The sequence below is a fragment of the Streptomyces sp. NPDC051183 genome, assembly GCF_040682455.1.
In the GTDB taxonomy this organism is placed as follows: Bacteria; Actinomycetota; Actinomycetes; order Streptomycetales; family Streptomycetaceae; genus Streptomyces.
In genome coordinates, this window is the sequence record NZ_JBFBBA010000031.1 from 101,033 (window position 1) to 111,248 (window position 10,216).

General features: G+C 71.1%; 9 protein-coding genes and 1 riboswitch. Of the genes, 5 read left to right on the top strand and 4 right to left on the bottom strand.

Annotated elements, in window-relative coordinates:
- Positions 1–35 precede the first annotated feature (35 nt).
- Positions 36–464: an SRPBCC family protein gene (locus AB0M99_RS25795; protein WP_365924323.1), complete on the top strand. Its 429-nt coding sequence runs from the start codon at positions 36–38 to the stop codon at positions 462–464.
- A 109-nt stretch (positions 465–573) separates the two neighbouring features.
- Here AB0M99_RS25795 and AB0M99_RS25800 read toward each other — a convergent pair whose 3' ends face one another.
- Positions 574–1,173 (bottom strand): PadR family transcriptional regulator, encoded by a 600-nt coding sequence (locus AB0M99_RS25800; protein ID WP_365924325.1) that lies wholly within the window; start codon positions 1,171–1,173, stop codon positions 574–576.
- A 204-nt stretch (positions 1,174–1,377) separates the two neighbouring features.
- On the opposite strand from AB0M99_RS25800, the gene AB0M99_RS25805 reads away from it, so the two are divergent.
- Entirely contained in the window at positions 1,378–2,211 is an 834-nt protein-coding gene (locus AB0M99_RS25805; protein ID WP_365924327.1) for a PhzF family phenazine biosynthesis protein, read from the top strand.
- Positions 2,212–2,217: 6 nt separating this feature from the next.
- On the opposite strand, the gene AB0M99_RS25810 is transcribed toward AB0M99_RS25805, so the two are convergent.
- Both AB0M99_RS25810 and AB0M99_RS25815 read right to left on the bottom strand, forming a co-directional pair.
- Positions 2,218–3,021 (bottom strand): CPBP family intramembrane glutamic endopeptidase, encoded by an 804-nt coding sequence (locus AB0M99_RS25810; protein WP_365924329.1) that lies wholly within the window; start codon positions 3,019–3,021, stop codon positions 2,218–2,220.
- 73 nt (positions 3,022–3,094) lie between these two features.
- A complete protein-coding gene (locus tag AB0M99_RS25815; RefSeq protein ID WP_365924331.1) occupies positions 3,095–4,636 on the bottom strand; it encodes a glutamate-cysteine ligase family protein in 1,542 nt (513 codons plus the stop codon).
- Between the two features lie 494 nt (positions 4,637–5,130).
- On the opposite strand from AB0M99_RS25815, the gene AB0M99_RS25820 reads away from it, so the two are divergent.
- Both AB0M99_RS25820 and AB0M99_RS25825 read left to right on the top strand, forming a co-directional pair.
- Complete coding sequence (locus AB0M99_RS25820; protein ID WP_365924333.1) at positions 5,131–5,751, top strand: hypothetical protein; 621 nt, start codon at positions 5,131–5,133, stop codon at positions 5,749–5,751.
- A 269-nt stretch (positions 5,752–6,020) separates the two neighbouring features.
- Positions 6,021–6,209 (top strand): DUF5999 family protein, encoded by a 189-nt coding sequence (locus AB0M99_RS25825; RefSeq protein WP_365924335.1) that lies wholly within the window; start codon positions 6,021–6,023, stop codon positions 6,207–6,209.
- 83 nt (positions 6,210–6,292) lie between these two features.
- Here AB0M99_RS25825 and gcvP read toward each other — a convergent pair whose 3' ends face one another.
- The gene (gene gcvP / locus AB0M99_RS25830; protein ID WP_365924337.1) at positions 6,293–9,178 is read right to left on the bottom strand and encodes an aminomethyl-transferring glycine dehydrogenase; all 2,886 of its coding nucleotides are present in this window, start codon (positions 9,176–9,178) and stop codon (positions 6,293–6,295) included.
- A gap of 197 nt (positions 9,179–9,375) precedes the next feature.
- A riboswitch (glycine riboswitch) is annotated at positions 9,376–9,474 on the bottom strand.
- Positions 9,475–9,587: 113 nt separating this feature from the next.
- On the opposite strand from gcvP, the gene AB0M99_RS25835 reads away from it, so the two are divergent.
- Positions 9,588–9,956 carry a PRC-barrel domain-containing protein gene (locus AB0M99_RS25835; protein WP_365924339.1) on the top strand — a complete coding sequence of 123 codons (369 nt, stop codon included), beginning with the start codon at positions 9,588–9,590 and terminating at the stop codon, positions 9,954–9,956.
- Positions 9,957–10,216: the final 260 nt, after the last annotated feature.

The window sequence follows — 10,216 nt, forward strand, 5'->3', positions numbered from 1 at the left end:
TCCGCCGCACGTACCTGACGAGAAGGGGTGGTCGCATGGCTGAAGTCACCGCGGAATCACGCATCGAGGCGCCCGCCGCCAAGCTGTGGGCCCAGCTGACGGACTGGGACGCGTACGGCCAGTGGAGCATGACCCACACCAACTTCCCCAAGGGCGGTCCCGAGACCCTCGCGGTCGGGTCCACCTTCGCCGAGAACATGAAGATGATGGGCTTCCCGGCCGAGGTCGTGTGGACCGTCTCGGAGCTTGAGGCCGAGCGCGTCTTCGCCATCACCGGCAAGGGCCCGATGGGCGTGGCCGTCCTGACCCGCTACACCCTGGTCCCGGACGGCGGGGCCACCACGGTCCGCATCGACGGCGAGTTCTCGGGGGCCGCCGTCTCCCTGATGGCGGGCAAGCTCAAGGACTCGGCGACGGCCGCGCTGAACGAGTCGCTGCGCAAGCTCGCCGGCCTGGTGGCCTGACCCCGGCCCGGGCTCCCGGCGCACGTCATCGCGTACGACAGCGCGCCCCGCGAGAGGACTCGCGGGGCGCGCTGCCGCGCTGTCGCGCAGCGGGTGGGTCCGGCCGGACTCAGTGCTCGTCGGCCAGGATCAGGTAGAGCTTCTTGCGGGCGTCGTTGATGACCGCGAGGGCCTTCTCCCGCTGCGCGGGGGTGCCGGTCTTGAAGACCTGGCCGAAGGCTTCCATCAGACCGAAGCCGGCCGTCCGGATCTCGTTCATCGCCTCGAAGTCGAAGCCGCGCCCGGCCTCCGCCCAGGGGGCGTCCGGGCCCGACTCGGCCTCGGTGCGGCCGGCGTCGGTGAGCGTGAACAGCTTCTTGCCGCCCTCGCTCTCGCTGGTGATGAGCCCCTCGTCCTCGAGCAGCTGCAGGGTCGGGTAGACCGACCCCGGGCTGGGCTTCCAGGCCCCGCCACTGCGCTCGCCGATCTCCTGGATCATCTCGTAGCCGTGCATCGGCCGGTCGGCGAGCAGCGCCAGGATCGAGGCGCGCACGTCCCCCCGCCGGGCCCGGCCGCGCGGTCCGCCGCGCCCGCCCCGCCCACCGAAGGGCCCGCCGCCGAACGGCGGCCCGAACGGCCCGAAGGCGGCACGCCGCCCCGCGAACTCCTCCCGACGCTCCGGCCCGCAGTGGCCGTGGCCCCGTCCGTGCTCGTGTCCGTGTGAACGCATGACTGCGCTCCTTTCGTCATTCGTCTCCGTGTCATCGGTGTTCCGGTGCCTCAACTATCGCCGACCCATCGCGATGCGTCAACGATATATCGGAAACTCCTTCAACGAACACGTCCGCCATGCGGCTGACCTGCGGGACGACCAGTCCAGTCACCCCGGATTGGCCTTTGGCCGGGCTCGCGGGACCGGCCTACGGTCGATGACATGCGCATCAGAATCGTCGACGCCTTCACCGACCGCCCGTTCCGCGGAAACCCCGCCGGAGTCCTGCTCCTCGACGACGGGTTCCCCTCCGACACCTGGCTCCAGCAGGTCGCCGCCGAGGTGAACCTCTCCGAGACGGCCTTCGCCCACCCGCTGCCGCCCGGCGGGGACGCGGACTGGGCGCTGCGCTGGTTCACCCCGGCCGGCGAGGTCGACATGTGCGGACACGCCACCCTCGCCACCGCCCACGTCCTCGGCGTCCACGGCCCCGCGACGGGCGGCCCCGTCACCGGGCCGGTCCGCTTCGCCGCGCGCTGCGGCATCCTCACGACCGAATCTGCCGCGGACGGCACGATCACCATGGACTTCCCGACGTCCTCACTGACGCCGGTCCCGCCGGTTCCCGAGGTGGAGGACGCCCTGGGCGTACCGGTCAAGTCGGTGCACGACACCTCGGACCACATCGGCGACCTGGTCGTCGAGCTGGCCGACGAGCGGGCGGTACGCGAGCTCACGCCCGACCTGAACGCCCTGCGCGGCTACGGCCGGCGCGGGGTCATCGTCACCGCGGCCGCCGAGGACCCCTCGCGCGGGTACGACTTCGTCTCCCGCGGCTTCTTCCCCGCCTTCGGCATCGACGAGGACCCGGTCACGGGCAGCGCCCACACCGCACTGGCCCCCTTCTGGGCCCGGCGCCTGGGCCGCGACGAACTGGTCGGCCTCCAGGGCGGAGCCCGCCAGGGACTGGTCAGGGTGCGGCTCGCGGGCGACCGCACCCTGCTCACCGGCCACGCCGTCACCGTCATCGACGGCGAGCTGCTGGCCGCTCCCTGAGCCGGGCTACGGCGTGGGCAGCCAGCCCACCTTGCCCGCGAGCAGCGCGTACCCGCCGAAGGCCACGATGTCGAGCAGCGCGTGCGCGACGACCAGCGGCCCGACCCGGCCCCAGCGGCGGTAGGCCAGCACGAAGACGACGCCCATCACCATGTTGCCGATGAAACCGCCGATGCCCTGGTAGAGGTGGTACGAGCCGCGCAGCGCGGAGCTGGCCAGCAGCGCGGCCATGGGCGACCAGCCCAGCTGGTCCAGCCGGCGCAGCAGGTACGCCAGCACGATGACCTCCTCCACCACCGAGTTCTGCAGGGCGGAGAGGATCAGCACGGGGAACTTCCACCACACGTCGGGCAGCGCCTCCGGCACCACCGTCAGGTTGAAGCCGGTCGCCCGCGCCCCGAGGTAGAAGGCCAGCCCCGCGCTCCCGATCCCGGCCGCGACGAGCGCGCCCCGGCCCAGGTCCGGCCAGGGCCGGGTGCGATCGAAGCCGAGTACCCGCAGGCCGGGCGCGCCCTCGCGGGTCAGCAGGTGCGCGACCAGCAGTACGGGCACCAGCGCGGTCGCGATCCCGAACAGCTGCCAGGCCAGGTCCAGCCAGGGCCGCCCGGGGGCGTACGAGCCGTTGAGCGTGGCGGCCTGGTCCTTGAGCCCGCCCGGCTTGGTCAGCGAGCCGATGAAGCTGATCAGCGCCGATACGCCGCTCGCGCCCAGCGACAGCGCCAGCACGAGCAGCGTCTCGGAGCGCAGGACCCCCCGTCCGTCCCCGCGCAGGTGCGAGTCCCCGACCACCGCTTCCGGCTCCGTGCGCACGCCCGACTCCCGTCCCGCCGTCCCGTTCCGACGACCCCATACTGCCTCGTCGCACGGTCGCGCGGTCGCCCGGTCAGCGCCCGGCCGCCGCCGCGGTGCTCACCTCCTCCTCCGCGAGACCCACCGGCCAGGTGTGCACGGGCTCGCCCTTGTGCATCAGTTCGCTGTACCTGCGCGTGGTCGCCGCCAGCGCCGCGTCCCGCTCCAGCCCGGCCGCGAGCGCCCGGTGGTAGGTCTCCACCTGCCAGGTGGCCCCGTTGGCCCGGCGCCGGCACCGCTCCTCGATGATGCCGAGGTAGTGGTCCCGGTCGGCGGGCTCGATGCCCCAGGCGTCCAGCCCGGCGGCGGCCATCGGCAGCAGCTCGTCGAGCACCAGCCGCACGGCGGGCACGCTCGCCAGCCCGCCGCCCCCGCCGCGGCCCCGGCGCGGCCAGCGGATCCGCGCGTCGATCCCGTACCGGCAGGCCGCGTCGAAGTTGGCCTCCGCCTCCGCGAACGGCAGCCGGCTCCACACCGGGCGCTGCTCGTCCGCGAGGGTGCGTACGAGCCCGTAGTAGAAGGCGGCGTTGGCGACGACGTCCGCCACCGTGGGCCCGGCCGGCAGGACCCGGTTCTCCACCCGCAGGTGCGGCACCCCGTCGGCGACCCCGTACACGGGCCGGTTCCACCGGTACACCGTGCCGTTGTGCAGGACCAGTTCCTGCAGGCTCGGCACCCCGCCCTCCGCGAGCACCCGCAGCGGCTCCTGCTCGTCGCAGATCGGCAGCAGGGCCGGGAAGTAGCGGACGTTCTCCGCGAAGAGCTCGTACGCCGAATCCACCCACCGCTCCCCGAACCAGGTGCGCGGCCGCACCCCCTGCGCCTGGAGCTCGGGCGGCCGGGTGTCGGTGGCCTGCGTGAACAGCGGCGGCCGCGACTCCCGCCACAGCTCGCGCCCGAACAGGAAGGGCGAGTTGGCGCCGACGGCTATCTGTACGGCGGCCACCGCCTGAGCGGCGTTCCACACGTCGGCGAACCGGGCGGGCGTCACCTGCAAGTGCAGTTGTACGGAGGTGCAGGCGGCCTCCGGCACGATCGACCCGGAGGTCCACGTCAGCCGCTCGACCCCGTCGATGTCCAGCGTGAAGTCCTCGCCGCGCATCATCAGGATCTGCTCGTTCAGCAGCGAGTAGCGGTCGACCGCCGAGAGGTTGGCGGTGACCAGGTCCTCGCGGGAGATCGTCGGAAGAATGCCGATCATCACCACCCCGGCATCGATCAGGGCGGCCTGCCGGTGGGCATAGCCGAGTCCCGCACTCAGTTCCTCGGCGAGCTGGTCGAATACCCGGCCGCCGAGCCGGTGCGGAAGTACGTTCACCTCCAGGTTGAACATTCCGAGTTCGGTCTGGAAATCAGGGCTGGCAATCCGCTCCAGAACCTGTGCATTAACCATTCTCGGCAAACCGTCGGCACCAGCGAGATTCAACTCGATCTCCAGCCCCATCATGTTCTTGGGGCGATCGAACCTCTTCTCCGCCAGAAGCCGCTCCAGTCCCTCCAAGCACTCGTGAAGCTTCCTCCGATACCGTTGCCGATCGGACAGGTCGAATCCGCCTGCCACGACCTTCTCCCCCATCGAAGCGTCCCTCCTCGAGTGGGCCTGGCCCGGCACTCCCCAGGCCCGCGTACGGTCGATGATGCCCCGACGGTGTGATCGATAACGCGCGGGGGGCGTGCGTGGCGGGGAGCGCGCGCCGGTTTGGCCGACGGGCGCTCGGGCACATTCACCTGGCAAGTCGCGGTATGCAAATTCCGCATCGCCTTTGCCGCTTCCGGATAACAGGCGCTTTCCAGCCGAGCCCCGTTCGGGTAGCCTCCGAGGTCAGCGCGGCACGTTCTCGCGCGACCGGCATGAAAGCCATGACAGCGGGACCGGTAAGCGCCTTGCCGGCAATAGGCGGGACAGCTAGCCGAAACACTGTGTGAACACATGTCGTATAAACTCCGCAAACGAGGCAGAGAGTTGGCGCGCGGCCATTGCCCCTCAGCCCCCCTCTGGCCCCAGAATGCGACAGCGCCGTCCGCACCTGCCCCCGTTCCACAGGTCTCCCAAGTGAGAGGCGACCCACCATGCCGCTGCATGTCCCTCCGGCTCCCGCGCCCGCCCTGCGCAGCGTCCTCGCGGCACTCGCGTCCCCCACGGCCGTCCACGAGGCGCACACCCCGGCCCTGCGCGCCCTCCAGGGTCCGACGACCGCCGAACTGGCCCTGCCGGTCCACGTCCTGGACCGGCTGAACATCTCCCAGTTGGCGGCCGGCGGCAGGCCTCCCCGTACACGGCTGACGGGCTGGCGGTTCCTGATCCGCGGCGGGGACCGCTACGTCGCGGCGGCCGACACCCGGCTCACCCCGGACGGCTGGGTGTTCTCCCACTTCTTCGAAGGCCCGTACGTCGCGGCCACCGAACGCGCCCTGCGCCAGGCGGAGGCGCTGGGCAAGAGCTACCAGCCGCGACTGCTGTCCGTACCGGAGCTGTACATGCTGACCCTGTGGCTGCACGGGGCGGTGGGCGCCGATGCCTCCGCCGGTCTGCCCGCGGCCGCGGACCTGCTGGTCCCGCTGGCGCCGGCCCCGCCCGGCATCGCCGCGTACCGGCCGCACCCGGTGTCCGAGCTGCTGCCCGTACTGACCCACCGGCTCACCCCGGCGGCGTCGCCGCTGCCGCCCTCGCTGGCCGCGCCGGCCGCCTGATCCGGGCCCGTGGCCGATACTGCCCATTCGGCCTAGCCCACTCGGGCCACGCTCGAACCACCCGAAATGACAGGCCAGTTGGCCTGAACCGCCCGCACGAGTGATGCGTCATCAATCTATGAGGACAGCTGCCGGGAAATCCCTGCGGACGGAAGTCCGTAGGGCAACACTGGGACCCTGACCAAACCAAGACGTTGATACGGGGGGCGGCCATGAACAACGCATCGAGCCGCAGCACACAGACCACACCGCAGCGAAAGAACCCATCCATGTGCCAGCACCAGCCAGCATGCCCGTCTGCCGACTCCGCCGACCGTGAGGCCGCGCACCCCGTGGCCAACCACCCGGAACAGGGCTGGAGCCTGCTGTGCAACGGCGTCCTGCTCTTCGAGGACACCGGCGAGCTGCTGCCGGACGGCCAGATCATCGCTCCGCACCGCACGCTCGCGGCCGCGTAGGCGATGAGTCCGGCCTAGCCGACGACAGTACGCAAAGGGGCCGGCCCGGGAGCAGTGCTCCCGGACCGGCCCCTTCGTCATGCCTAGTTGTCGTACTCGTCCAGCGGCGGGCACGAGCAGACCAGGTTGCGGTCACCGAAGGCACCGTCGATCCGGCGCACCGGCGGCCAGTACTTCTCCGCGGCCGAAACCCCGCCGGGGAACACGGCCTCGTCACGGGTGTACGGGTGGTTCCACTCGCCGCCCAGTGCCGCCGCCGTGTGCGGCGAGTTGGCCAGCGGGTTGTCCTCCAGCGGCCACTCGCCGGCCGCGACCCGCTCGATCTCGCCGCGGATGGCGATCATCGCGTCGCAGAAGCGGTCGATCTCGGCGAGGTCCTCGGACTCCGTCGGCTCGATCATCAGCGTGCCGGCCACCGGGAAGGACATCGTCGGCGCGTGGAAGCCGTAGTCGATCAGGCGCTTGGCGATGTCGTCCACGCTCACGCCCGTCGACTTCGACAGCGGACGCAGGTCGATGATGCACTCGTGCGCGACCAGGTCGCCCGGGCCCGTGTACAGCACCGGGTAGTGCGGCTCCAGGCGCTTGGCGATGTAGTTGGCTCCGAGCACGGCCACCTGGGTGGCGCGCTTGAGGCCCTCGCCGCCCATCAGGCGCACGTACGACCAGGAGATCGGCAGGATGCCGGCCGAACCCCACGGCGCGGCCGAGATCGGACCGACGCCCGTCTCCGGGCCGGCCGTCGGCTGCAGGGGGTGGTTCGGCAGGTACGGGGCCAGGTGCGCCCGGACACCGACCGGGCCGACGCCCGGGCCGCCGCCGCCGTGCGGGATGCAGAAGGTCTTGTGCAGGTTCAGGTGCGAGACGTCGCCGCCGAAGTGACCCGGCTTGGCCAGGCCCACCAGGGCGTTGAGGTTGGCGCCGTCCACGTAGACCTGGCCGCCGGCCTCGTGCACCTGGGCGCAGATGTCGGCGACGTGCTCCTCGAACACACCATGGGTCGAGGGGTAGGTGATCATCAGCACGGCGAGCTCGTCGCGGTACTGCTCGATCTTGGCACGCAGGTCGTCCGCGTCCACCTCGCCGTCGTCGGCGGTCTTGACGACGACGACCTTCATGCCGGCCATCACGGCGCTGGCGGCGTTGGTGCCGTGCGCCGAGGACGGGATGAGGCAGATGGTGCGCTGCTCGTCGCCGTTCGCGCGGTGGTACGCACGGACCGCGAGCAGACCGGCGAGCTCACCCTGGGAGCCGGCGTTCGGCTGGATGGACACCTTGTCGTAGCCGGTGACCTCGCAGAGACGTTCCTCCAGCTCGGTGATGAGCGTGAGGTAACCCTCGGCCTGGTCCACCGGGGCGAACGGGTGCAGCTGGCCGAATTCGGGCCAGGTGACCGGCTCCATCTCGGTGGTCGCGTTGAGCTTCATGGTGCAGGAGCCCAGCGGGATCATGCCGCGGTCCAGCGCGTAGTCCTTGTCCGAGAGCTTGCGCAGGTAGCGCAGCATCGCGGTCTCGGAGCGGTGCTGGTGGAAGACCGGGTGGGTCAGGTACGCGTCCGAGCGCAGCAGCGCCTCGGGCAGCGCGTCCTCGGTGGTCCCGTCCAGCGCCTCGATGTCGGCGGTGACGCCGAAGGCGGCCCAGACGGCCTCGATGTCGGCGCGCAGGGTCGTCTCGTCGCAGGAGACGGAGACGAGGTCGGCGTCGACCCGGTACAGGTTGACCCCGCCCTCGCGGGCGGCGGCGACGACCTCGGCCGCGCGGCCGGGCACTCGGGCGGTGATCGTGTCGAAGTACGAGCCGTGCACGACCTCGACCCCGCCTGCGGTCAGACCTGCCGCCAGCAGCGCGGCGTAGCGGTGCGTGCGGCCGGCGATCGTCCGCAGGCCGTCCGGGCCGTGGTAGACGGCGTACATGCCGGCCATGACGGCGAGCAGCACCTGCGCGGTGCAGATGTTGCTGGTGGCCTTCTCACGGCGGATGTGCTGCTCACGGGTCTGCAGCGCGAGGCGGTAGGCCTTGTTGCCGTCCGCGTCCACGGAGACGCCGACGAGGCGGCCGGGCAGCGAGCGGGCGTGCTTGGCCTGGACGGCCATGTAGCCGGCGTGCGGACCGCCGAAGCCCATCGGCACGCCGAAGCGCTGGGTGGTGCCGACGGCGATGTCCGCGCCGAGCTCGCCGGGGGAGGTCAGCAGGGTCAGCGCCAGCAGGTCGGCGGAGACGGCGACGATCGCGCCGAGTCCGTGCGCCTGGTCGATGACCGGCTTGATGTCCCGTACGGCACCGGAGGCGCCGGGGTACTGGACCAGGACGCCGTAGACGCCGCGCTCGGCGATCTCGGCCGGGATGCCGGCGGAGAGGTCGGCGACGACGACCTCGATGCCGATCGGCTCGGCTCGGGTCTCGATCACGGCGATGGTCTGGGGAAGCGCATCGGCGTCAACAAGGAAGACGTTGCCCTTGGCCTTGCCCACGCGGCGGGCCAGGGTCATGGCCTCGGCGGCGGCGGTGCCCTCGTCGAGCAGCGAGGCGCCGGAGGTCGGCAGCCCGGTCAGCTCGGCGACGACCGTCTGGAAGTTCAGCAGGGCCTCCAGGCGGCCCTGCGAGATCTCCGGCTGGTAGGGCGTGTACGCCGTGTACCAGGCCGGGTTCTCCATCACGTTGCGCAGGATCACCGGCGGCGTGAAGGTGCCGTAGTAACCGAGGCCGATCATGGAGGACAGGACCTGGTTGCGGTCGGCGAGCTGACGGAGCTCGGCCAGCACCTCGGCCTCGGTGCGCGCCTCGGGCAGGTTCAGCGCGTCAGCGGTCTTGATCACATCCGGCACCGCGGCAGCGGTCAGTTCGTCCAGGGAGCCGTAGCCGACCTGGGCGAGCATCTTGGCCTGCGCCTCGGCATCAGGGCCGATGTGGCGCTGCTCGAAGGGGATGCCTCGCTCCAGCTGGGAGAGCGGAATGCGGTTGGCGGTCATGTACGGAGGCCTCCTGGTCGTACGACCTGCGAGGGGCACCACGGCGCGGGCACCCGGACGGCCTCCCCCTCTGTCATCTCAACCTGAGAGCTTCACCGGAGTCGCGGGGGTGGCCCGTGAGCTCCGGCTTTCACCGTCGGTGAGGGGAGGGACCGGCACTGCGCGCCCGGTACCTTCCCCTGCTTTCCAGAGTGGCCTCGTCACGTGCGGTACGTATGCCTGAGAGATTCCGGGGAGGATTTGCTCCTTCGGCGCCTCCGTCATGCTCACTCGGAGGACTCTCCCGCACAGGGTCAACAGCCGTCACCCAGCCTACCAGCGAGGATCTGGGCACTCCCTCGAGTGGCCCCCTCTCCGGAAATGCACTTTTGTAGTCATTACGGAGGAGTTGCGACCAAATGGAGGGACCGTGCAGACCGACATCGATCCGCGCAGCCTGATCGGCCGCAAGGCGTTCGACCGCAATGGAACCAAGATCGGCACCGTCGACGAGGTCTACCTCGACGATGCCACAGGCATCCCCGAATGGGCTGCCGTACGGACGGGTCTCTTCAGCCGGGACGCCTTCGTCCCCCTGGAACCGAGCGAGCTGGCGGGCGACGGCCTGCGGGTGCCCTTCGAACGCTCCCTCATCCGCGACGCCCCCGACTTCGGCGTCGGCCGCCACCTCTCCCCCGAACAGGAGCTCCAGCTGTACCACCACTACGGCCTGGACATCGCCCTCCCCGGCGACTTCCAGCGCGACTTCGGCCGCCTGGCGGGCGAGGACCCCGCCTAGGCCGCCCCTTCCGGATCCTGCCGGGCCCGCGACGCCCGGCACCGCACCTGGCCGCGTTGTCGGGACGCCCGAGTACGCCCAGTACCCGAAGCACCCCTCAGCCCTGCCATGCACGGCACCGGACGCCGCGGGCTCGGCCGACAAGATCCGGAAGAGACGACCTAGGGGGGTGTCTGGCGGATCATGGCCGGGCCCGGGTCGTCTGGCACCGCGGCTTGCCGCGTTGTCGTCAGTCGCCAATGCTCCGCAGTGGCTCCCTC